Origin of the sequence: Acinetobacter wuhouensis (assembly GCF_001696605.3) — a bacterium.
GTDB lineage: Bacteria > Pseudomonadota > Gammaproteobacteria > Pseudomonadales > Moraxellaceae > Acinetobacter > Acinetobacter wuhouensis.
Map to the genome: position 1 here is coordinate 2494594 of NZ_CP031716.1, position 22538 is coordinate 2517131.

Here is a 22538-nt window from a genome sequence, read left to right on the forward strand (position 1 = left end):
TTTATGAAAGTTTCTTCAAACGATAATCCAAAGTCGCTCGACTAAGCCCAAGCAATCTTGCTGCTTCTGAAATATTTTGCCGACTTTTATCCATTGCAGTACGAATAATTTTTTGTTCAAGTTGTTCTAAAGAAAAATCTTCGGTAAATAAATCTTCGACATTGGTAAAACGATTCGCTGGCTGAACGACAACATCCTGTTCTTTAAGCTGAGGAAATAAACTGTCTAATTTGATTTCCTGTTGATGATCTGTCAGTAAAGTCGCCCTTTCCAGCAAGTTTTCCAGCTCTCGAATATTCCCTGGCCAATCATATTTCATCACAAAATTTTTAGCTTTATCACTCAAACCTTTTAAGGTTTTATCATACATATTTTCAAAACGTGCTAAAAAATGGCTGATTAATAAAGGAATATCCTCACGGCGCTCACGCAATGGTGGAATCATCACAGGGAAAATATTTAAACGATAATATAAGTCAGCACGGAATTTACCACGCTTCACCGCTTGCTCTAAATCTTCATTGGTTGCAGCAACGATCCGGACATCAACTTTCCGTGTCTGTTGATCACCGACACGTTCAAACTCCCCTTCCTGCAACATTCGCAATAATGCTGCCTGCGCCCGTGGAGACAGCTCTATCACTTCATCAAGAAAAATCGTACCGCGATGCGCACGCTCAAACTTACCAATACGAGTCTGGGATGCACCTGTGAAAGCCCCTTTTTCCACCCCAAATAATTCGGCTTCAATCAGATCTGGTGGAATACAGGCGCAGTTTACAGCAACAAAAGGTTCTGCCTTTCGTTGACTTCCTTCATGTACACCACGTGCGAAAGCTTCTTTACCAACGCCAGTTTCACCCTGTAAAAGTACAGCAACTTTACTGCCTGCAGCTTTTTTAAGCAGGTCACACACTTTTCGATACGCCACTGATTCCCCAATAGCAGCAAACATGGTGTAGTCACTTTCAGCTTCGGTATAAATATTTTTCTTTAATTCATTTAACTCAGCCTGTAAGGCAATAATTTCATCTGACACAGGATCTGGAGACATAAAGCGGATTAATTCATCTGAATTTTCCCATTCACTTAACGGCTTACCAATAATTCGGCAATGCTCATCTCCTTTTGCAACACAGTGGGTCTCCTGATAAATAATGGTCTGTCCCATCACAAAGCTGCTATACCCACAGGCATAGCCTAAAAGCATCCAACAGGCGGGTTCCTCCGATGCACCAAATTCACTTAAATGCACTTCGGCTTCAAAAGAATTCAGCCAGTTGAAATCTGCATAGAACTCTTTTTGATCATGACTTAAATGCAGTTCATTCACATCCACTTGCACCATACCTCGAATACCATGCATCTGAGGACCTGCCATAAAGGCTTCTGCTTCATTGAGATTTGGACGCAGTTTTGAAGTGACCTCGGCATCTCGCATCCCCGCCTGGTAACCACAACGGATAAAAAAGTGTTTGGTACGTTCTAAGCCAAGCATATTAAAAAGATCTTTGCGCAAATAACCCAGAATACTGGTATGCATCAGCAACATACGGTTTTCATCAAACCATATCTGTCCATGCTCAGTATCAAAAATAATTTTATCGAGTAAATCCTGAATATCTTTATTCTGTTCCAGGATCCGCTTATAGACCTTCACATCTTTGGCTTTGGGCATACTGTCCGTCCTTGGCTATATGTCTTTGTGAATGCAATATTGATCTTACCTAATTCACAAACCCTGGGTAGACTACCTTATTCTTATATTTACATACCTTTTAAGTATATTAAAATTATACCTTTATAAATCAATTCATTATAAATATACATTTTTAAGTAAAAATTAAAAAAATTCCATGCTTTTAAACAGCACTACTCAAAGTTTATTCATTCATTTTCATCAAAACATGAAAATCTCAAATATATCTATTCATCAAATGATGAAATTAGCCTGATCAAATTAATCAGGATTTTATTTAAAGACAATAAGTATTTGAAAAATATAAAAATTAAAAAGATGGCACGCTTTTTGGAATATACATAACAAACGCAAGGTTGCGTCACCGACATGATGTCAGTGCCAAAAACAGAAGGACGTTCGTTATGAACCAACAACAGCAACTCACCAAATACATTCGTATTACAGGTGATCGTGATGCCCGATTTGTTGAATTTGATTTTGCGATTCACGATCCAACTTTATTTGTCGAACTAGTTCTACCTCAGGAAGCTTTTCAGCATTTTTGTGAAATAAATCAGGTCGTAGAAATGACAGAAGAACAGCAAGCATGGAATGACGCACAGGAAGACAAATGGCGTTATGGCGTTGAACCTACTGTCCTCAACCCAGCCCAACCTCATGTAGATCAAGACGATCACGCTTAAGTCCATACGGAGATCAAGATGACTTTAGAAATTAAAACATCGAGCCTAGCCCCAATTCGCCAAACTTACGCGTACATTGAACGCCGTTTTGGCAATAAGCCAGCAACACGTTACCAGGAAGTCAGTTTTGATGTACAGGCAACCACCAACTTTCATTATCGCCCTTTATGGAAGCCTGATAAGACTTTGAATGATAAAACCCATACTGCCTTACAGATGCAGGACTGGTATGTGTTTAAAGACCCGCGTCAATTCTACTACGGCGCTTATGTACAGCATCGCGCACGTTTACAGGATACCGCTGAAAGCAATTATGCCTTCTTTGAAAAGCGTTTCCTGGTTGAAAATATCAGCGAAGAAGTGAAGCAAAAAATCATCACCTGCCTACTCCCATTTCGCTATGTAGAGCAAACCGCAAATCTTCACATGATGTCAGGCAGTGCCTATGGTTATGGCACAGTCATTACCCAAGCCTGTATTTTTGCGGCAATGGATCGCCTCGGTATGGCGCAATACATTTCTCGTATTGGCTTGGCACTGGATGGCAATACGGGTGAGTGTTTATTGCAAGCCAAAGATGCCTGGATGAATGATGCAGCCTGGCAACCGCTTCGTAAATTGTGCGAACAAAGTCTGACTGAACAGGACTGGTTCAAACTCTATGTGCTGCAAAACCTGTTAATTGATAGCTGTATCCAAAGCCTTGTCTATGGACAGTTTGATCAATACTTAGTGGAAAATGGCGCACGTGACGTGGCGATGCTGACTGAGTTTATGCAGGACTGTTTGACCGATTTACGTAAATGGTCTGACCCTGTATTCAAACTTGCCATTGCAGAATCTGAGGAAAATAAAGCCCTGATTCAAGGCTGGATTACTGAACTATTACCACAGGTCCAGGAAGCGTTTAGCGCATGGGCAGGTCTTGCATTGGGTGATAGCAATATCGAACAAGCTGTTGCACTGATCGCAGAGCGTAGCAAAAAAGCGGGTTTAGCTGACATTTAATATTGCATAAGGAATTGCACCATGACTTCAAAAGTTTATTTAGCGCTACAGGACAATGATACCTCTCGCTACATCATCGAAGCGATTGAACAGGATAATCCCGATGCCACGATTCAGTATTTACCAGCCATGATCCGTGTGGAAAGTGAAACAGGTTTGATCATTCGTGCAGAAACGGTGTCTGAAAAACTCGGACAGGACTGGGACATTCAAGAGTTACAACTGAATATGATCACGCTGGGTGGCAACGTCGATGAAGACGATGACACCTTTACCCTGAAATGGAATTAAGTCATTGCACAACTGCATTTAAAGATTGAACAGGATGATCAAAAATGAATACTGATGTTAAAAATACAAAAACAGCGACTAAAACCGCAACTAAAAAGCTGAATGCCAAAGACCGCTATCGCATGCTGACCCGTGATCTGGATTGGGACTTTTCCTATGCAGATCGTAAAGATGCCTTTCCTTATGAAGAGTTTGAAGGCATTAAAATCACCGATTGGTCTAAATGGGAAGATCCATTCCGTTTGACCATGGATTCATACTGGAAATATCAGGCGGAGAAAGAGAAAAAACTCTATGCCATTTTCGATGCTTTTGCACAAAACAATGGGCAAATGAATGTTTCCAATGAACGTTATTTAAATGCCATTAAACTGTTTTTAACTGCAGTTACACCTTTAGAATATCAAGCGTATCAAGGCTATGCCCATGTAGGTCGTCAGTTTAGCGGGATCGGTGCACGTATTGCATCACAAATGCAATCTATTGATGAATTGCGTCATGTGCAAACTCAAATTCATGCCATGAGCCACTACAATAAATTCTTTGATGGCTTCCAAGATTGGTCGCACATGCATGACCGTGTGTGGTATTTGTCAGTACCAAAATCATTCTTTGAAGATGCACGTTCAGCAGGTCCATTCGAGTTTTTATTGGCGATTAGCTTTGCTTTTGAATATGTATTGACCAACTTATTGTTCGTTCCATTCATGTCTGGTGCGGCTTATAACGGCGATATGGCGACGGTAACTTTTGGTTTCTCTGCGCAGTCTGATGAAGCACGTCACATGACACTCGGTCTGGAAATTGTCAAATTCTTACTTGAGCAACATGAAGACAACGTGCCAATCGTTCAGGAATGGATTGATAAATGGTTCTGGCGTGGTACTCGCCTACTCTCGATCGTCGGCATGATGATGGATTACATGCTTCCGAATAAAGTCATGTCCTGGAAAGAAGCATGGGAAACTTATTTTGAAGAAGCAGGCGGTGCATTGTTCAAAGACTTGAGCCGTTACGGTATTCGCATGCCGAAATACTCAGAAGTAATTGAAAAAGAGAAAGAACACGTTTCGCATCAAGCATGGTGGATTTTCTATAACTTCGGTCATGCTGCAGGCTTCCATACGTGGATTCCAACGGATGAAGAAATGGATTGGTTATCTGCAAAATATCCAGACACCTTCGATAAATACTATCGTCCAAAATGGGAAATGGCACGTAAATTAGAGGCTGAAGGCAAACGTTTCTATAGCAACGGCTTACCACAATTGTGCCAGATCTGTCAGATTCCGATGACCTTTACGGAAATGGATGGCGACCAAACCATGTTTAGTTACCGTGACAGCATTTATAAAGGCGAGCGTTATCACACCTGTTCAGATGGTTGTCATGACATTTTCGAACGTGAACCTGAGAAATACATCCAGGCATGGTTACCAGTGAACCAGATCCTGCAAGGCAACTGTGGTGGTCCAGATTTAGAAACGATTTTACGTGACTATTACAACTTTAATGTTGGTGCAGACAATTTAGATATTGAAGGTTCACCAGACCAGGAACGCTGGAAAAAATGGAAAGGTGCATAAGCATCATAAGGAATTAAAGATGAAGTTCATTGCTGTGTCAGCCATTCAAAAGTGAATACACAGCATAGCTTCGCTCAAGGAATTTAGGAGTATTCTCATGCCAGTACAAGCAATCCAAGACAATTATCAATTTGAAGCTCTTGATCTACAAAAAAATTATGGCGACAACATGCTGTTATTTATTGGTTGGGATCATCACACCCTTTTTTGTTCAGCGCATGCTTTTGTGGTGTCACCACAACAAACTTTGCAGGAATTGATTGATCAGCAAATCGCAGGTGGATTCAGCCAGCATCCTGAATTTGCAGAAATTGATTGGTCAACTGTGCAATTTACCTTAAACCGCGAAACACTGAATGCTGATTTCTCCAAAACATTAGCAGAACAAGGCTTCGATCATAAATCTCTTTTACGCTTTGTCACGCCAAATTTAACGGGCTACAAAGGCAGTCATGTTTAAGGGAGTACGCGAATGAGTTATCAAGTTACCATTGAACCAATCGGTACCACGATTGAAGTCGAAGAAGATCAAACCATCCTTGATGCTGCTTTGCGTCAAGGGGTCTGGCTCCCTTTCGCTTGCGGGCATGGCACATGCGGCACCTGTAAAGTACAAGTGACTGATGGTTTTTATGATGTCGGTGAAGCCTCTCCTTTTGCGCTGATGGATATTGAGCGTGAGGAAAATAAGGTTTTGGCATGTTGCTGTAAACCTGAATCTGACATGGTCATTGAAGCGGATGTCGATGAAGATGAGGATTTCTTAGGCTATTTGGTTGAAGATTACCAAGCCAAAGTGATTGAAATTAAAGACTTATCTCCAACCATTAAAGGCATTCGTTTGCAAATTGATCGTGCGATGCAATTCCAGGCAGGTCAGTATGTAAATATCCAATTGCCAAATATTGAAGGTACACGTGCATTTTCAATCGCCAATTCACCAAATGAAGAAGGCATTGTCGAACTGCATATCCGTAAAGTTGAAGGCGGAGCAGCCACGACTTATGTACATGAGAATTTACAACAAGGCGATGAACTGGATATTTCAGGACCTTATGGGCAATTCTTTGTGCGTAAGTCTGATGATCGTGGTGTGATTTTCATTGCAGGTGGTTCAGGTCTATCAAGCCCGCAATCGATGATTCTGGATTTACTCGAAGCGGGTGAAACAAGGAATATCTATTTATTCCAAGGTGCACGTGATGTTTCAGAACTGTATAACCGTGAAATTTTTGAAAATCTTGTCAAAGAACATGCAAACTTTCACTACATCCCTGCATTGAATGCCCCTAAGGCTGAAGATGCCTGGACGGGTTTCACAGGATTTGTGCATGAAGCGGTTGCCAGTCATTTTGAGAATAAATGCAGTGGGCATAAAGCCTATTTGTGTGGTCCTCCACCAATGATTGATGCAGCCATTTCAACCCTGATGCAGAGCCGTTTATTTGAAAAAGATATTCATACCGAACGCTTCTTAAGTGCAGCTGATGGCGCAAACGGACAGTCACGTTCGGCATTGTTTAAGCATATTTAATCGTATCTTAGATATTAAAAACTTAACTCAAAACTTGTGTGATTTGCATGCATTGCAGATCACATGAAACTCATACTTGCCTTTTCAATCTCAGGATGCAGATTGCAACATCAGGCAAAGCGAATTCATGGCTATAAAGACATGATTCATTAACCAGAAACTGGACGACAACAGTAATAAAAGGATTTCACATGAAAAAAATCGTAAGTTTAACGCTTCCTTTCATCATCGGTTTCCTGACCACATCCGCACACGCCACAGAAAATGGCGGGGACTCTTTTGCACTTGGTGCGGAAGGCATGATGGCAGGTGCATTACCACCACCTGGTGTCTATTTACTCAACTACTATCAGAATTACCATGCAGGCAGTTTTGATAATGGACCACCGAACTTTCATGCCGATGTCAATGCAATCATCCCCCGTTTAGTTTGGATGACCAAGCAAAATTATCTGGGTGGGCAACTCGGTTTCTATGCTGCTCAACCATTTGTAGATTTACGACTTTCGGCAGCAGGTATGTCAGACAGTAATAGTGGTTTAGGTGATTTAATTATCGGTTCAATGCTAGGCTGGCATCATGGAAGTCATCACTGGATCGGTGCTGTCGAAGGTGTTTTAGACACTGGGAAATATGACTCAGCAACACCGACTCAACCTTTGGTTGCCAATATCGGTAAAAATTACAATACCGTGCGCCCGATCATTGCCTATACCTATGCCCCCCAGAATGGTTTAGATATTTCGACCAAACTGTCCTATAGCTTCAACACTGAAAATGATGACACCAAGTATAAGTCTGGAGAATATTTTGCAGGTGATTATAGCGTAGGCTATAAACTCAATGACCATGTCAAAGTTGCTGTCGAAGGCTACGCCTTTAAGCAAACTGAATCAGATGAGGTAAATGGGGATAAAATTGGTATGCGTGGACAGGTTTTAGCGGTTGGCCCTGCAATTCAATATCAAGATAAAAATTGGTCACTTGAAGCAAAATATCTGAAAGAAACCAATGTTGAAAATCGCCCTGAAGGTCATACCAGTTACTTAAAATTTGTTTGGGCATTCTGAGTCTAAAATAATTGAATGAATACAAATTTAAATAGCCCGATGGTACTTTCAAATTCTTAATCCCAACTCTTTTGATGCTATTCAATCGAATACTGTTAAAGTTAAAGCTTCTATGAGGCTTTAACTTTTTTTAAAATTAGAATCGCGCAATTCTTCAACATGAAAATACTGCATCCACATGCTATATCCGTTAAAATCATTTTTTCTGCAATAAACTGCTCTTCTTATATGCAGAGTTTTGAATAGTTAAATTAAGGTTTTTTATGTCGATCAATGAATTAACGACGGATCTCTCCAACCATACTCCAATGATGCAGCAATATCTAAAAGTAAAAATGCAGCATCCACACTCGTTAATGTTTTATCGTATGGGTGATTTCTACGAACTTTTCTTTGACGATGCAAAAAAAGCAGCAAAACTTTTAGGCATCACCCTAACCCATCGCGGAAAAGCCAATAGCAATCCGATTCCAATGGCTGGTGTGCCTTTTCATGCTGCCGAAGGCTATTTAGCGCGCTTAGTCAAAAAAGGCGAAACTGTTGTTATTTGTGAGCAGATTGGTGAGGTTACAGGAAAAGGTCCTGTAGAGCGCGGAGTGGTACGAATCATCACACCTGGAACATTAACCGATGATGCCTTACTCACAGCGACACAAACGTCTAATCTCGTCGCGCTATGTTTCCAACAAAATCAAATCGGGATTGCGCTACTTGATTTAAGTGCGGGTATTTTTAAAGTACAACAACAAGAATTTAAGTCTGAACAGCTTGCGATTGAATTGGCACGTCTAATGCCAAGTGAAATTTTGGTCGATGAAGATATTGTTGATCCAAACATCATTGAACAGATCAAAAAGCAAATTGAATGCCCGATTACCAAACGCCCAAATGTTGATTTTAATTTAAATAATGCTCAAAAAACCTTGTGCGATCAGTTTGCTGTTTCCACCTTATCTGGCTTTGGCATTGATCATTTACCTTTAGCCAAAGCTGCCGCTGCCGCACTGATTCATTATGCCAAAGAAACTCAAAAAACAGCGCTACCCCATATTCGTTCGATCAAATTAGAACAAAGCTCTGACTTTATCGCACTTGATCCTGTGACACGTCGTAACTTGGAAATTATTGATCCACTGTTTGAACACGGCACTTCACTGTTTGGTTTAATTAATGATTGCCAAACTGCAATGGGCGGACGACTGCTTGCTCGTACGTTAATGCAACCGCTTCGTGATACGCAGATTTTAGATGCTCGTCTTGATGCCATCGATACGCTTCTCAAAGGCTATCACGAATCACCTGTACGTTTGGTTCTCAAAGAAATTGGTGATATTGAACGTGTACTCAGCCGTGTTGCCTTAGGTAGTGCTCGCCCTCGCGATTTAGTTCAACTTCGTCAAGCTTGTGCGCAGATTCCCTTTTTAAGACATGCATTACAGCCTATTTTAAGCAGCACTCAATCACAATTGATCACGCAATTGAATGAAGAGTTAGGCGACTTTAATGGTCTACATCAGCGCTTAATGTCTGCGATTGTTGAACATCCACCTGTTTTATTACGTGATGGCAATGTCATTGCTGAAGGCTTTGATGACGAGTTGGATGAACTGCGTAAAATCCGTGATCATGCAGGACAATTCCTGATTGATTTAGAAATTAAAGAGCGTGAATCTACAGGAATTAATACTTTAAAAATCGGCTATAACCGTGTCAGTGGTTACTATATTGAATTGACACGTGCGCAAGCTGAACAAGCACCTGATCATTATATCCGTCGTCAAACTTTAAAAAATGCCGAGCGTTATATCACGCCTGAGCTGAAATCATTTGAAGATAAAGTACTTTCAAGTGAGTCACGCGCGCTTGCACGTGAAAAGTTGCTCTTCGAAATGCTGTTAGATGAATTACGTGCTGATATTGCCAATTTACAAATGATGAGTGCATCGATTGCACATATTGATTTATTGGCAAATTTTGCCCATCAAGCACGTTTAAATAATTGGAACCGCCCAGAATATAGCCCTGAAATTGGCATTAAAATCAGTGCAGGACGTCACCCAGTTGTTGAATCATTGAGTAAAACACCTTATACCCCCAATGACACCTTACTTGATTTTAATCATCGTATGGCAATCATTACGGGACCAAACATGGGGGGTAAATCGACCTTCATGCGTCAAACTGCGTTAATCAGTTTACTCGCCTACTGTGGTAGCTTCGTCCCTGCCAAAGCAGCCAAATTAGGACCTATTGATCGTATCTTTACTCGTATTGGTTCTGCCGATGATTTATCTACAGGTAAATCAACCTTTATGGTGGAAATGACTGAAACCTCGCAGATTTTACATCATGCGACTAATCAATCCTTGGTACTCATGGACGAAGTTGGTCGTGGTACCAGTACCTATGACGGCTTATCTCTCGCATGGGCATGCGTGCTTGATTTGACCAAACGTATTAAATGCTTATGTCTTTTTGCCACACACTATTTTGAATTGACTGAGCTTTCAAAAGAAGTTGCGATTGATAATTATCATGTCACAGCAAAAGAGTTGAATGGCAATTTGATTTTACTGCATAAAGTTCAACAAGGTCCTGCAAGCCAAAGTCATGGTTTACAAGTGGCAAAACTTGCTGGCATTCCGGCAGGTGTGATTAAAGAAGCACAAAAGCGTTTGAAAATTTTAGAAAAACAACAGCAACAACAGTTACAAACTGTGGTTCAAAATGATTTATTTTCAGATGCTAATTTGACAGAGCAATTGCCTGAAGTTGAAATTATTCAGGAAGTGATCGAGGTTGAAAAATCTTCGCCAGCCTTAAATGCTTTGGCTAATCTGGATGTTGATGATTTAACACCACGTCAGGCTTTAGAACAGCTTTATCAATTAAAGCAGTTATTGAAGTCATAAAGTAGTAGTTGCTAGTTGAATGCCATTCAATAAAAAAGGCTGAGTGTTCATTCCTCAGCCTTTTTTTATATTTTTAATTTCTACATTTTCAATGCAAAAATGAGTTTCTCGATTAATAAATATATTTCAAACCAACCGATAACAATGAATCTCGGCTATTACCCACATCTGCTTGTGTATCTTTGATTTGATAGCTCACAAGCCCTGAAACAGTATCAGTTAAGTTTGCGCCTACACTACTTCTAGAACGTAAGATTTGTGATTTTTCACCAAACTCATAACTTAAATCTTGATTAAATTTCACTTTATCATTGAATTTATATTCATAATAAGCAGCAACCGTTCCAATCACCTCATTAAAATCATCATAAGGTTCATAGCGCTCTTTACTATAACGATAACCTGCGCCCGCCTCTGCGGTTAGTGTTTGTTTTTCATCTTTTAAAAGATCAAAACCAACACCACCCGTTAAACTGACTTGGTAATCAAAATTACTGGATAAATCTTTATCGCCTTGTAACTTGGCAAATTGATAGATCGTGTCAGTACTACGATGTAAAACTTTACCAGCTAACATGTATCGCTCTACATTACTACCAGAACTACCATCATCATTGGCACTCACCGCTTCTGCACGAAGTTCTTGCCCCCATACACCTACTTGACGCTGAAATAATACATTTGCAGCTAAGTTCTCCTTGGTATTACTATTGCCATTTGACTTTGTACTGTTCAGTAAATAACTCAAATCACCTTCTAAGCGATAAGGCTTATTTTCTTTGATGTCTACTTTTCCAGCATCAGTGCGCGTAGGTCCTAAATCAGCATAACTACACGTGGTATATGTTGCTAATATTGCAATAATAAGTCTTTTCATTCTAAGCATTTATCCATTTCAATGTTCTAATTCCTAATATGCATATCTTTTATTTGCATATCATTACTCCAAAATACTATCTTATTTTCATTAAAATGCAAAATTCATCACATTTTTGTATTTTTTAGTCCCTGTTATCGTGATTCAGCAGGTTCATATATATTAAATATCAATAAAAGCAATTGTTACTTTGCGACGTTTTGCCTAAAATACACCATTATTAATTAGAACCATATTTTTAGGTAGCTGACGCCATGACCTTTGTTGTCACTGAAAATTGTATCAAGTGTAAATATCAAGACTGCGTAGAAGTATGTCCAGTAGACTGTTTTTATGAAGGTCCTAACTTTCTTGTAATTAGCCCAGATGAATGTATCGACTGTGCTTTGTGCGAACCAGAATGTCCAGCAAATGCTATTTTCTCTGAAGACGAATTGCCTGAGGGACAAGAAGTATTTATTGAACTAAATGCTGAACTTGCGCAAAAATGGCCAAACATCACGCAAATCGGTGATCAGCCTGAAGACCGCGAAGAATGGAACGGTAAAGCAGACAAATTACAATACTTAGAAAAATAAGTTTTTGTACAGGAAAGATCAGCTTAGGCTGATCTTTTTGCATTAATATCTAAAAAATGTACATTTATTTGCAAAATATCCATATTACCTCGCACGAACTAGACTAAAATAGAGTGTTACCCCCTTTAGCTAATATTGAGAATGAAATATATTTTGAAAGGTTTACTTGCTGTCGGCATGACCTGCATGGTTTTGGCTGGATGTACATCTACCCCTCAAAAGAGTCCAACAATTAGCACCCCGCATGGTCAACGTATTTATATTCCAGAAGAAAAAATTACGATTGAGCGTCCAATTCAACAAAAAACGATGCCTAACTCATATCGCCAATGGTTAATGGATGGTGAAAATCAATCGCGTGCGCGTGCATATGAACGCTTTCTTGAACAGAATAATGCAGGTAACATTATTCCAAGTTTTGAGTTGTTTAGAACCGCTCGTGATTGGGATCGATGTGGTAAATCTGAATATATGATTCCGAGCCAAGAAGTTTGGCGTAATCAACTTCCAACATTAAAAGTATTTAAATATTTAATTGCATCTAAAGTTCTTACAGATTTTACAGTGACTTCGGTTTATCGTGATCTACCATTAAATCAATGCGCGGGTGGTGCTGGTTCATCACGTCATTTGTTTAATTCAGCGATTGATTTCCGTATTGGACCTGCCAATCCTCAACCTGAAGATTATGCTTACATTGAATATACCAAGTTCAAACTTTGTCAGTTCTGGTCACAATATGGACAAAGCCTCAATATGGGACTAGGACTTTACTCATCTGGTCAGATTCATATCGATACACAAGGTTACCGTACGTGGGGACCTGACTTAACCCGTAATAGTTCGATGTGTCATTTCTAATCGGTATTTACAATTTTAAGTTTGGGATGAACCACTAAATTCCAAACTTAGTTTTATATTTTAATCATAAAAATGCCCGATCACTTGATCGGGCATTTTTATCTAAACCTAATGGTCTAAATCTTGCTTAATGAAATTAAACTCTCATTAATCAATTGCAGGCGTATAAGTACCGTCTGCAATTGCATCTTTAATACGATCAGCTTCAGCAAGCACGAGTGCAAGCAAATTCTGTACGTTTTCCAAAGTTGCAACAGGGCTTAAAGTGGTCATTTTCAATGATTGAACATTGCCGACTTTAGTTACACCGATATTCGCTTCACCACGGGCAAACAATTCATCTGCCACGTTTTGGTTCAACGTATCCAATAATTCAACAGGATAACCTTGTGGAATTACTCGGAACAATACTGATGCGAATTGTGGATCAACCAACATTTCAAGACCATCAGTTGCATTGATATAATCTGCAACTTCACGGGTCAATTTCACACCATGATCAATCATAGAACCGTAAAGCTCTTCACCTAAGTTTTCAATCGTCATCCACAATTTCAATGCATCAAAACGACGAGTTGTTTGTAGTGATTTAGATACTAGGTTCGGTACACCATGCTCTTCATCATAAGCTGAGTTCAAATACTCTGCTTCGTAGTGCATAAAACGATAGTTCGCTTCATCTTTCAGCAAGAACGCACCACAAGAAATGCTTTGGAAATAATGTTTATGGAAATCCAACGTGATCGAATCTGACAATTCAATACCATCCAACATAGAACGGTAATCATTCGACAGAATCAGTGCCCCACCCCATGCCGCGTCGATATGCATCCAAGCGCCATATTTGGTGGTAATTTCACGGATTTTTTTCAATGGATCAATTGCACCTGCATCGGTCGTACCCGCAGTTGCAACCACACATGCCACGATTTTTCCTTCAGCTTGAAGGTGTGCCATGGTTTTTTCCAGTGCATCGACGTCCATTTGTGCATTTTCATTCACAGGAACAGTTACGACAGATTGGAAACCCATGCCCATCATTGCCATGTTCTTTTGCACTGAGAAATGTGCATTTTCAGAACAAATCACTTTGACATTACGCATTGCTTCATTTGGCACGCCATCACGCTGTACAGACCACGGATTACCGTTTTCATCTTTCCAGTTTTTGGCAATACACCAGTCACGTGCAAGTAGTACACCCATCAAGTTTGACTGTGTACCACCTGAAGTGAACACGCCTGCTTGACCTGCACCATAACCAACTTTTTGACGAAGCCAATCAATCAATTGCACTTCCATCAAAGAACCCGCAGGGCTTTGATCCCATGAATCCATTGATTGGTTGGTGGCGTTGATCAACACTTCAGCGATTTGACTTGTCACCATCGTTGGGCAATGCAAATGTGCTAAAGAATGCGGATGATGTACTTTTAAGCTTTTATTGAGAAAAAGTTCCACCATGCGCTCAAGCGACTGATGTAAACCTAAACCTTCTTTTGATGGGTTAAAAGAAATCGCTTGGCGAAGTTCTTTAATGCTACCACCAGTATACATTTTATCGTTTTGCAACCATGCTGCGACTGCTTTAGTCGCCTCACCCATTGCTGACTCATAGTCAGCAATAGACCCAGCATCATTGCAGAGTAACGCTTTACGATGTTCTGCAAAATCTACCATAAATTACGCGCCTCGAACTGCAACAAGTGCTTCTGCAACTGCTTTCTTAAAGCGTGCAAGAGCTTCAACACATTCTTCTTGAGTGATGATCAATGGGCAAAGTAAACGAATGACTGTACCGCTACGACCGCCTTTTTCAAGCAATAATTTATTGTTGAAACAAGCCGTTTGAATTGCAGCAGCCAATTGTGAATCCGCAGGCAATGACCCCATGTGATCCGCTTGTTTGCGTTCATCCACAATCTCAATACCGATCATCAAACCACGACCACGAACATTACCGATACATGGGAATTCAACCGCTAATTTTTTCAATTCAGCTTGTAAGAAATCACCACGCTCTTGTGCATTTTGCGCAAGGTTTTGTTCTTTAATGGTTTTGATCGTTGCAAGACCTGTACCCATCGCAAGTTGGTTACCACGGAAAGTCCCCGTGTGACCCGCAGGTTGCCATGCATCAAACTTACGTTTAATACCCAACACTGCAAGCGGTAAGCTACCACCCACTGCTTTAGACATCACCACAACATCAGGCTCGATTCCTGCGTGTTCAAAGGCAAACATTTTACCTGAACGGGCAAAACCTGCTTGAACTTCATCAAGAATAAGCACGATGTTATGACGTTCAGTCACTTCACGGATTTTTTGCAACCATTTTACAGGTGCTGTTACCACACCGCCTTCACCTTGAATCGCTTCAAGAATCACAGCAGCAGGTTTTGTTACACCGCTTTCAACATCTTCAATGAAATTTTCAAAGAAATAAGTCAAAGCATCAACACCTGCTTCACCGCCAACACCCAATGGGCAACGGTATTCATGCGGATATGGCATAAACTGTACGCCCGGCATTAAGCCATTTACCGCATTTTTAGCAGATAAGTTACCTGTCATCGCCAATGCACCATGGGTCATACCATGATAGCCACCAGAGAAACTGATCACTGTGCTACGACCTGTATAGGTCTTTGCCAATTTAATTGCTGCTTCTGTACCATCTGCACCAGATGGACCACAGAACTGTAAGCAATACTCTTCTTGACCACCCGGAAGTTGTTCAAGGAGTGCTTCAGTAAAAGCATCTTTTAAAGGCGTTGTTAAATCTAAAGTATGTAAAGGAAGTCCACTCGCCAGAGTGTCTTGAATACTTTTAATCACCGCAGGATGGTTATGGCCTAATGCCAATGTTCCTGCCCCAGCTAAACAATCGAGGTACTTTGTACCTTCAACATCGGTAACCCAACAACCATGTGCTTCCGCTATCGCTAACGGTAATTTACGTGGATAACTACGAACATTCGATTCCATCTGACTTTGGCGAGTCAAGTAGTATTCATTTGTGGAAGTAGTGGCAGCAGGATTTACAGAAGTAACGCTCATATCGAATTACCATCTCTGATATGGGTTGAAAGAAATAAGTCGGGTGACTTGCGGTCCTTTGACTCGGTGCTTTATAGAGTTTCTAGTTAGGGTGTTTTTTAATATGCCTAACTAGGAGCGCGATAATACAGTTTTTTACAAGAAAATAAATATCTTTTATGTACTTATCGTCTGTTAATTTATCGAAAAAAACGCTCATTGTCATCTATAGTAGAATTATCATCATACTATGTGACAATGCAAAGAAAACCCGACAATTAAATCTATTATTTTCAAATTTATACTTTTCATTTACAAAGACATGTCTTATTTTATATAAACAGCTGATTATCATTGTTTTAATATAATCCTCACTGTTGCAAAGCTTGTCTAAAACTTTACAATTGCACCACAAATTCTGCCTTAGTTTTTCTCAAACTTTGCTTAGTATTTTAAATTTATCCTCTTTAAACAATATATTCTTCCCTCATATCTTGAATAACTTTCCACCATAATTTAAAGGAAGTGCTATGCGCTATTTAGCTTTATCTACTCTACTTTTAGGAACGACTTTAAGCACTATGACCATTGCCGCAGGAAATGAAGCTTTAAATTATAATTTAGTCACCGTACAAGCCGATGCAACTCGTCAAGTGTCTAATGATGAAATGCATGCCCTGCTTTATATTGAACGTTCAAATAAGCAACCTGCAGAACTGTCTGCTCAAATTACTCAATTGATGAATCAGGCCGTTGCAACTGCGAAAAAATATCCGCAAGTTAAAGTTGAAACGGGTTCACAAACCACCTATCCAGTTTATGACAATGACAATCAGAAATTAAAAGAATGGCGCGGTCGTGCTGAAGTGCAAATTGAAAGCAAAGACTTTAAAGCTGCGAGCCAATTGATCAATGAATTACAAAGTAACTTTCAGACACAATCGATTAATTTCACCGTATCTGATGAACAGCGTAAAAAAGTTGAAAATGATCTGATCGTTGAAGCATCAAAGAACTTTCAGCAACGTGCACAAATTTTGACACAAGCATGGAATAAATCTGCATATACATTGGTCAATTTAAATATCAATACCAGCAATGCTTTCCCGCAACCGATATATGCTGCACGTGCGAGTATGGCAAAATTTGAAGCAGCTGATGCTGGTGGACAAAATATGGCGGCTGGTGAATCTAAAATCACTGTAAATGCCAATGGTTCTATTCAATTCAAATAGAAATTAAATAGTTACACATTACAAGACCACCACAACTCTGTGGTCTTGTATGCTTTTCTTTTATGACAAAATGATTACATTAGAGCATTGTTGTATTTCATCTGAACATCTAAGTTGCCTAATATCCTATGTCTATCGAAAGTTTAAATCTGTCTTTATTCCAACTATTAAATGCACCTGATCAAGCCTCACCGTTAATGGTGCATTATGCTATTTTCATCGCCAATGATCTGATTTATCTGCTGATCCTTATTTTTGCAATCATGTGGTTACGTGGTAATAATCAAATCAAAAAGCAAATTTTGAAAGCGTTTATTTTTACCTGTCTTACACTCACGATTAGCCAACTCATTTCACATTTTTTTTATTCCCCTCGCCCTTTTGTGATGGAAGTCGGTCAAACTTTAATTCAACATAAGCCGACTGGGTCTTTCCCAAGTAATCACATGACTATTTTTAGTAGTATTGCGTTTGCATATTACTTTTCTGCATACAGACAAGTCGGTAAATTACTCATTGCTGTTGCTTGGTTAGTTGCATGGTCGAGAGTTTATGTTGGCGTACATTTTCCAATCGATATGTTTGGAGCCTTTTTCCTTGCATTATTCGTCAATATTTCAGGTTTAACACTGTGGAATAAATATAAAGAAGTGATTCTGAATTTCGTACTATGGATACACCAGAAAATTTTTAAATCACTAATTCAAAAAGGTTATGTAAAATAACACACTGTAATATTGATGATATTGAAAGTCACCTAACCCTAATCTCGCATGATGAGATTAGGACTTTCTTATTACTTTCCATTTATATTTTTCTAGCATAAACTCTCTATATTCCCCTTTCAAAATCAGATCTGATAATGGATTATCAAACCATTTTAATTGGTCTTGGCTTTTTCGCTTTCTGTGGAGGCTTAATTGATGCTGCTGTAGGCGGTGGTGGTTTAATTCAACTGCCAGCCCTGATGCATGCTTTTCCAAAACATAGCTTAGCAACTGTTTTCGGCACCAATAAAATGATCGCAATGGCTGGTACACTTTCTTCCGCATTTTCTTACTTTAAGAAAGTAACAATCAATTGGAAATTAGTGCTGCCAACAATGCTCGCTGCATTCGTCTTTTCTTTCTTCGGTGCAATGTCTGTTTCATTGATTCCCAAAGAATTAATGCGTTATATCGTGTTCTTTTTATTGATCACGATTGCCATTTATACCTTTGCCAAAAAAGACTTAGGACAAATTCACACAGTTTTACAAGCAGGGAAAAAAGAAATTGCGCTTGGGATTTTGTTTGGGGCAATGATTGGTTTCTATGATGGGATCTTCGGACCTGGTACAGGCAGTTTTCTGCTGTTCTTATTTGTCAAAGTCTTTGCTTTTGACTTTTTAAATGCCTCTGCTTCCGCAAAATTGGTCAATGTTGCGACCAATGCAGCCGCCATGTTTTTCTTTATTCCGACGGGTCATGTCATTTGGTTAGCTGCTGTAGTTTTAGCAGTGTGTAATATTCTTGGAGCAATCACTGGCACCGCTTTAGCTATGAAATATGGCAGTGGTTTTATTCGTATTTTCTTTTTAATTTTACTGGTGTTTTTGATTGGGCGAATGGGCTATGACTTGTTCTTTTAAGGATATTTTGATCATTCCCAAAAGCTCAGTTAAAGTGGTTCACGATGTAAAATAATTGCACTAAACCCATAGTCCAATTCCTCAGTCGTGACATCAATCAAATAACCTTGCAATGGAATCTTCTCAAAACCCGCACTCCATACATGATAAGGATCTTGATCAAAAACATATTGCAATTCGATATAAGAAATATTATTGAAGGTGTTGTAGCGAATCGCATTTAAGCTACCCTCACCCAAATTCAGCACTGAAAGTTTTTGGACGTAGACTGCACCAAAAATGATTAATTCAGGTAATACTGGTTCAGCATGTTTTAGAAACTGTAAATGCTGTTCTGGAAAATGTTCAGCATCTACACTTGAAATCAAAACATCTGTCCACTCATTTTCAATACTGGCAAACCAATGCTGAAATTCAGAGACATATTTGAAATCATACACTTCAGGAAATTTCATCTTATATGCCTCCATGAATCTAAAATATTCTACAGTTTATGTTCACTTAAACGATGGTCTTGCCCAACGCTGACTATTATGCCAATTCACCAAATCAATTGACCCATCGCACTCCAAAAACTCATTTCCGTCTTCCAGCGCATCTTCATTTAACTCATACAAGCCTGCTAGTAAGTCACTTGCAAAATCGTTGACCAATGCTTCAATTGAATCTGCAACCAAAATAGCAACATCAAAGTCAACATCGACAAAAATAATTTGCCCTGTTTTCCCTTGGCTTGTTGGTGCAAAATCCAAATATAAACCTGTTCTACCACCATCATGTGCAAAAATAATCCAGTCAGGGTTATGGGCATTATCTGGATTAATCTGCGGATCAGTATGTCCTAGGCTTAATCCTGCATTGGCTAGATCTGCAAGGTTTGCTCTATATTGCAAAATACGGTCTAGAGAAAATAACTCCATACCGTAGAACAAATTACCTAAATTTTCCTCCTCATTCATCCCATTATGCCAAGAGTACAAATCTTTAAATGCTTCAGGTAAACGCTTAGAAAGCTTTTGTTCAAATTGTTCTATTTCTGAAATACTTGCTGAAGGATTGAGTGATTGATCTGCAATCTTTGCAGCGTGTTGTGCTAACCATTTTTGAATATTTTCTAATTGTTGTTGAATCATTTTATTCTCATTATGATCAATATCGGGGAGCTCATAGATTAGCGATAAAATGCATGTACTTGCAATACAAAAAGCCACTCGAAAGTGGCTTTGAATATTTTAATAATTAATTACTTTTTAAATGGAAAAGCATATTTCACAATACGTCCAAGCACCTGACCATACTGTTTAAACAGGCTTGCATTGTTATAATTCAAACCATATTTTTCACAGACTGCCTGAACTTTTGGCGCCATTTTACGGTAACGACGCGCAGGGATTTCAGGATACAAATGATGCTCGATTTGATGGCTTAAATGCCCTGTCAATATATGGAAAGCTTCTGAACCTGTTAAGTTCGAAGAACCCCGAATTTGACGCATATACCAATGACCACGGCTTTCATTTTGCAATACAGTTTTTGGGAAAACCTCAACATCTTTGGTGAAATGTCCACAAAAAATAATACTGAATGTCCAAATATTACGGATACCATTGGCAACTAAATTCCCTGTGAAAACAGGCAATGCTGCAGGGCCTGCGATCAATGGGAAAAACAAATAATCTTTAAAGAATTGCTTACCAATTTTCTTCTGTGTTGGTTTCCATTCTTCTTTAAACTGCGCCCAAGTTTTACGTTTATAGATTAATTTACCAATTTCAAGGTTTTGAATCGCTACACCCCATTGGAACAATAAGCAGAATGGCACGGCGTATAAAGGTTGCAATAAATAGCCAGCTTTCCAACGCTGTTCTGGGAACAAACGTAATAAACCATAGCCAATATCGTCATCCATCCCTTTAATATTGGTATAAGTATGGTGTTTATAATTATGAGTTTGACGCCAGTTGTCTGAAGTCCCGACAATATCCCACTCATAAGTTGTACCTTTAAAGCGCGGATCATTCATCCAGTCATATTGACCATGCATGACATTATGACCAAGTTCCATATTTTCCATGATTTTGGCAAAACCGAGTAAGCCTGTACCCAATAACCATGCTGGCGGGAACCATCCTGCAAATAAACACGCACGCCCTAGAATGCTGCTGTAGCGAATTGCGGCATAGACTTTTTTAATATATTCAGCATCTTTTTCCCCAATATCATCCAAGACTTCTTGCTTAATCGCATCAAGCTCACGTGCTAAAGCATCAAGTTCAGACTGGGTTAATTCACGGTTTTTAGCATTTTTAAAATATTCAATTTTTACTGGCATATTCATGGTAAAACTCGCTTAAATATCAATAACTAGATCAGTTTTTGCTGTATTCACGCAGATACGAAGTAGGTTGTTTGGTTCAGCATTTTCCTGACCATTGACCAAATTCTTCGTAGCACCTTGGGCTTTATTGCAGGCACATTTATTGCAAATACCCATTCGACAGCCATGTTGTGGTTTGATGTTTTGCTGTTCTAAGCTCGCAAGAATGGATTGCCCTTTCGGTATAGCAAGCACTTTATTTGACTTGGTTAATGTCACATTTACAAAGCCAGTTTCATCTGAAATGATCGGCGTTAAGCTAAATGCTTCGCTTTTTAACACTTGTGCATTTTCAAATAGTTTTTCTGCTGTTACGACAAAGCCTGATGGCCCACAGACATAGACTGTGCTTTGGGTTAAGTTTTGTACTAAATGTAAATATTCATCATTCAAACGTGCATCAGCTTGAGTTTCTTGGGTATAGAACACATCGAATTTAAAATTTGAATATTGCGTTGCGAGTTGATCAAACTGCTGTTTAAAAGCAACATCTGCATGTTTTTTCACCCAATACATGAGATGCACAGGTTGTTGATCAAGTTGTTTCGTTTGTACTAAAGCTTTGATCAAACTATACATTGGCGTGATTCCACTCCCCGCCGCTAGAAGGATCAAAGGCGTTTTATTTTCAGGGATAAGCATATCGCCATAAGGTTGATCAAATTCGATGATGTCACCCACTTGGGCATCATTAACCAACCAATTGCTTACTACACCATGCTCAACTTTTTTAACCGTTAATAGTACATGTTGTGTATCTAACTGAGTCAAACTATAGGTACGTTCATAACGACGACCATGAATTTCGACTGTAACAGGATGATGCTGACCTGCCTGCCCCATTTTAAAATGGCGATTGGTTTCAATGGTTAAACTTGTTGTATCTGTAGCAGACTGTTCTTTTTGAACAATTTTGCCTAAAGCTTGTTGTACAGACCATAAAGGGTTAATTTTTTGTAGCCAAAAGTTTGCAGTATTGTGACCCAATACCATGTCAAACATTGAATTTATAGGAGATTTTTGCTTTTCAACAGCGTGCATAAGTGCTCACCATTCAACTGAATTTTAATTATTATACACATGTATATATATTTGTATATACATTCGTATTGTATCTAGACGTTTCATTTAAGTAATGACAACGGCTATAATGAA

General features: G+C 39.3%; 21 protein-coding genes. 13 read left to right on the forward strand and 8 right to left on the reverse strand.

Annotation, left to right across the window (positions count from 1 at the left end):
- Position 1 precedes the first annotated feature (1 nt).
- On the reverse strand, positions 2-1678 hold the full coding sequence (gene mobR, locus BEN71_RS12675; RefSeq protein ID WP_068975328.1) for a phenol degradation transcriptional regulator MobR: 1677 nt from the start codon (positions 1676-1678) through the stop codon (positions 2-4).
- A 425-nt stretch (positions 1679-2103) separates the two neighbouring features.
- Between mobR and BEN71_RS12680 the strand changes: the two genes are divergently transcribed.
- The 8 genes from BEN71_RS12680 to mutS all read left to right on the forward strand — a co-directional run bounded on the left by BEN71_RS12680 (position 2104) and on the right by mutS (position 10786).
- Entirely contained in the window at positions 2104-2385 is a 282-nt protein-coding gene (locus BEN71_RS12680; protein ID WP_068975329.1) for a phenol hydroxylase subunit, read from the forward strand.
- A gap of 18 nt (positions 2386-2403) precedes the next feature.
- Positions 2404-3393: an aromatic/alkene monooxygenase hydroxylase subunit beta gene (locus BEN71_RS12685; protein WP_068975330.1), complete on the forward strand. Its 990-nt coding sequence runs from the start codon at positions 2404-2406 to the stop codon at positions 3391-3393.
- A 21-nt stretch (positions 3394-3414) separates the two neighbouring features.
- Entirely contained in the window at positions 3415-3684 is a 270-nt protein-coding gene (locus tag BEN71_RS12690) for an MmoB/DmpM family protein (RefSeq protein ID WP_061524789.1), read from the forward strand.
- 44 nt (positions 3685-3728) lie between these two features.
- Positions 3729-5270, forward strand: a complete 1542-nt coding sequence (locus BEN71_RS12695; RefSeq protein WP_065995030.1) for an aromatic/alkene/methane monooxygenase hydroxylase/oxygenase subunit alpha — start codon at positions 3729-3731, stop codon at positions 5268-5270.
- 97 nt (positions 5271-5367) lie between these two features.
- Positions 5368-5730 (forward strand): phenol hydroxylase subunit P4, encoded by a 363-nt coding sequence (locus BEN71_RS12700; protein ID WP_068975331.1) that lies wholly within the window; start codon positions 5368-5370, stop codon positions 5728-5730.
- A 12-nt stretch (positions 5731-5742) separates the two neighbouring features.
- On the forward strand, positions 5743-6804 hold the full coding sequence (locus BEN71_RS12705) for an NADH:ubiquinone reductase (Na(+)-transporting) subunit F (protein ID WP_068975332.1): 1062 nt from the start codon (positions 5743-5745) through the stop codon (positions 6802-6804).
- A 191-nt stretch (positions 6805-6995) separates the two neighbouring features.
- Positions 6996-7874, forward strand: a complete 879-nt coding sequence (locus BEN71_RS12710; RefSeq protein WP_068975333.1) for a SphA family protein — start codon at positions 6996-6998, stop codon at positions 7872-7874.
- Between the two features lie 263 nt (positions 7875-8137).
- The gene (gene mutS / locus BEN71_RS12715; protein WP_068975334.1) at positions 8138-10786 is read left to right on the forward strand and encodes a DNA mismatch repair protein MutS; all 2649 of its coding nucleotides are present in this window, start codon (positions 8138-8140) and stop codon (positions 10784-10786) included.
- A gap of 112 nt (positions 10787-10898) precedes the next feature.
- On the opposite strand, the gene BEN71_RS12720 is transcribed toward mutS, so the two are convergent.
- Positions 10899-11663 carry a DUF481 domain-containing protein gene (locus BEN71_RS12720; protein WP_068975335.1) on the reverse strand — a complete coding sequence of 255 codons (765 nt, stop codon included), beginning with the start codon at positions 11661-11663 and terminating at the stop codon, positions 10899-10901.
- 254 nt (positions 11664-11917) lie between these two features.
- Here BEN71_RS12720 and fdxA point away from each other — a divergent pair, with 254 nt between their 5' ends.
- Positions 11918-12241 (forward strand): ferredoxin FdxA, encoded by a 324-nt coding sequence (gene fdxA, locus BEN71_RS12725; protein ID WP_004721686.1) that lies wholly within the window; start codon positions 11918-11920, stop codon positions 12239-12241.
- 141 nt (positions 12242-12382) lie between these two features.
- Positions 12383-13102, forward strand: a complete 720-nt coding sequence (locus tag BEN71_RS12730) for a D-Ala-D-Ala carboxypeptidase family metallohydrolase (RefSeq protein ID WP_068975336.1) — start codon at positions 12383-12385, stop codon at positions 13100-13102.
- 147 nt (positions 13103-13249) lie between these two features.
- Here the strand turns inward: BEN71_RS12730 and BEN71_RS12735 are convergent, their stop codons facing one another.
- Both BEN71_RS12735 and BEN71_RS12740 read right to left on the reverse strand, forming a co-directional pair.
- Entirely contained in the window at positions 13250-14782 is a 1533-nt protein-coding gene (locus tag BEN71_RS12735; RefSeq protein WP_068975337.1) for a pyridoxal phosphate-dependent decarboxylase family protein, read from the reverse strand.
- A gap of 3 nt (positions 14783-14785) precedes the next feature.
- The gene (locus BEN71_RS12740) at positions 14786-16162 is read right to left on the reverse strand and encodes a diaminobutyrate--2-oxoglutarate transaminase (RefSeq protein WP_068975338.1); all 1377 of its coding nucleotides are present in this window, start codon (positions 16160-16162) and stop codon (positions 14786-14788) included.
- 509 nt (positions 16163-16671) lie between these two features.
- Between BEN71_RS12740 and BEN71_RS12745 the strand changes: the two genes are divergently transcribed.
- The 3 genes from BEN71_RS12745 (at position 16672) to BEN71_RS12755 (ending at position 19006) form a co-directional block, all read left to right on the forward strand.
- Complete coding sequence (locus BEN71_RS12745; RefSeq protein WP_068975339.1) at positions 16672-17376, forward strand: SIMPL domain-containing protein; 705 nt, start codon at positions 16672-16674, stop codon at positions 17374-17376.
- A gap of 128 nt (positions 17377-17504) precedes the next feature.
- On the forward strand, positions 17505-18101 hold the full coding sequence (locus tag BEN71_RS12750; RefSeq protein WP_068975340.1) for a phosphatase PAP2 family protein: 597 nt from the start codon (positions 17505-17507) through the stop codon (positions 18099-18101).
- 137 nt (positions 18102-18238) lie between these two features.
- Entirely contained in the window at positions 18239-19006 is a 768-nt protein-coding gene (locus BEN71_RS12755; protein WP_068975341.1) for a sulfite exporter TauE/SafE family protein, read from the forward strand.
- A gap of 29 nt (positions 19007-19035) precedes the next feature.
- On the opposite strand, the gene BEN71_RS12760 is transcribed toward BEN71_RS12755, so the two are convergent.
- From BEN71_RS12760 to BEN71_RS12775, 4 genes are all read right to left on the reverse strand, one after another.
- Positions 19036-19461: a hypothetical protein gene (locus BEN71_RS12760; RefSeq protein ID WP_068975342.1), complete on the reverse strand. Its 426-nt coding sequence runs from the start codon at positions 19459-19461 to the stop codon at positions 19036-19038.
- A 42-nt stretch (positions 19462-19503) separates the two neighbouring features.
- The gene (locus BEN71_RS12765) at positions 19504-20139 is read right to left on the reverse strand and encodes an SMI1/KNR4 family protein (protein WP_068975343.1); all 636 of its coding nucleotides are present in this window, start codon (positions 20137-20139) and stop codon (positions 19504-19506) included.
- 110 nt (positions 20140-20249) lie between these two features.
- Complete coding sequence (locus BEN71_RS12770; protein WP_068975344.1) at positions 20250-21344, reverse strand: fatty acid desaturase family protein; 1095 nt, start codon at positions 21342-21344, stop codon at positions 20250-20252.
- 12 nt (positions 21345-21356) lie between these two features.
- Positions 21357-22424 carry a ferredoxin reductase gene (locus BEN71_RS12775; RefSeq protein WP_068975345.1) on the reverse strand — a complete coding sequence of 356 codons (1068 nt, stop codon included), beginning with the start codon at positions 22422-22424 and terminating at the stop codon, positions 21357-21359.
- Positions 22425-22538: the final 114 nt, after the last annotated feature.

Coding starts and splice junctions, on each gene's coding strand:
- BEN71_RS12760 (WP_068975342.1), bottom strand. CDS start 19,461: ATGAAATTTCCTGAAGTGTATGATTTCAAATATGTCTCTGAATTTCAG.
- BEN71_RS12765 (WP_068975343.1), bottom strand. CDS start 20,139: ATGATTCAACAACAATTAGAAAATATTCAAAAATGGTTAGCACAACAC.
- BEN71_RS12690 (WP_061524789.1), top strand. CDS start 3,415: ATGACTTCAAAAGTTTATTTAGCGCTACAGGACAATGATACCTCTCGC.
- BEN71_RS12710 (WP_068975333.1), top strand. CDS start 6,996: ATGAAAAAAATCGTAAGTTTAACGCTTCCTTTCATCATCGGTTTCCTG.
- BEN71_RS12680 (WP_068975329.1), top strand. CDS start 2,104: ATGAACCAACAACAGCAACTCACCAAATACATTCGTATTACAGGTGAT.
- BEN71_RS12735 (WP_068975337.1), bottom strand. CDS start 14,782: ATGGTAGATTTTGCAGAACATCGTAAAGCGTTACTCTGCAATGATGCT.
- BEN71_RS12695 (WP_065995030.1), top strand. CDS start 3,729: ATGAATACTGATGTTAAAAATACAAAAACAGCGACTAAAACCGCAACT.
- BEN71_RS12720 (WP_068975335.1), bottom strand. CDS start 11,663: ATGAAAAGACTTATTATTGCAATATTAGCAACATATACCACGTGTAGT.
- BEN71_RS12700 (WP_068975331.1), top strand. CDS start 5,368: ATGCCAGTACAAGCAATCCAAGACAATTATCAATTTGAAGCTCTTGAT.
- BEN71_RS12685 (WP_068975330.1), top strand. CDS start 2,404: ATGACTTTAGAAATTAAAACATCGAGCCTAGCCCCAATTCGCCAAACT.
- BEN71_RS12775 (WP_068975345.1), bottom strand. CDS start 22,424: ATGCACGCTGTTGAAAAGCAAAAATCTCCTATAAATTCAATGTTTGAC.
- BEN71_RS12770 (WP_068975344.1), bottom strand. CDS start 21,344: ATGAATATGCCAGTAAAAATTGAATATTTTAAAAATGCTAAAAACCGT.
- mobR (WP_068975328.1), bottom strand. CDS start 1,678: ATGCCCAAAGCCAAAGATGTGAAGGTCTATAAGCGGATCCTGGAACAG.
- BEN71_RS12750 (WP_068975340.1), top strand. CDS start 17,505: ATGTCTATCGAAAGTTTAAATCTGTCTTTATTCCAACTATTAAATGCA.
- BEN71_RS12755 (WP_068975341.1), top strand. CDS start 18,239: ATGGATTATCAAACCATTTTAATTGGTCTTGGCTTTTTCGCTTTCTGT.
- BEN71_RS12745 (WP_068975339.1), top strand. CDS start 16,672: ATGCGCTATTTAGCTTTATCTACTCTACTTTTAGGAACGACTTTAAGC.
- BEN71_RS12705 (WP_068975332.1), top strand. CDS start 5,743: ATGAGTTATCAAGTTACCATTGAACCAATCGGTACCACGATTGAAGTC.
- BEN71_RS12740 (WP_068975338.1), bottom strand. CDS start 16,162: ATGAGCGTTACTTCTGTAAATCCTGCTGCCACTACTTCCACAAATGAA.
- BEN71_RS12730 (WP_068975336.1), top strand. CDS start 12,383: ATGAAATATATTTTGAAAGGTTTACTTGCTGTCGGCATGACCTGCATG.
- fdxA (WP_004721686.1), top strand. CDS start 11,918: ATGACCTTTGTTGTCACTGAAAATTGTATCAAGTGTAAATATCAAGAC.
- mutS (WP_068975334.1), top strand. CDS start 8,138: ATGTCGATCAATGAATTAACGACGGATCTCTCCAACCATACTCCAATG.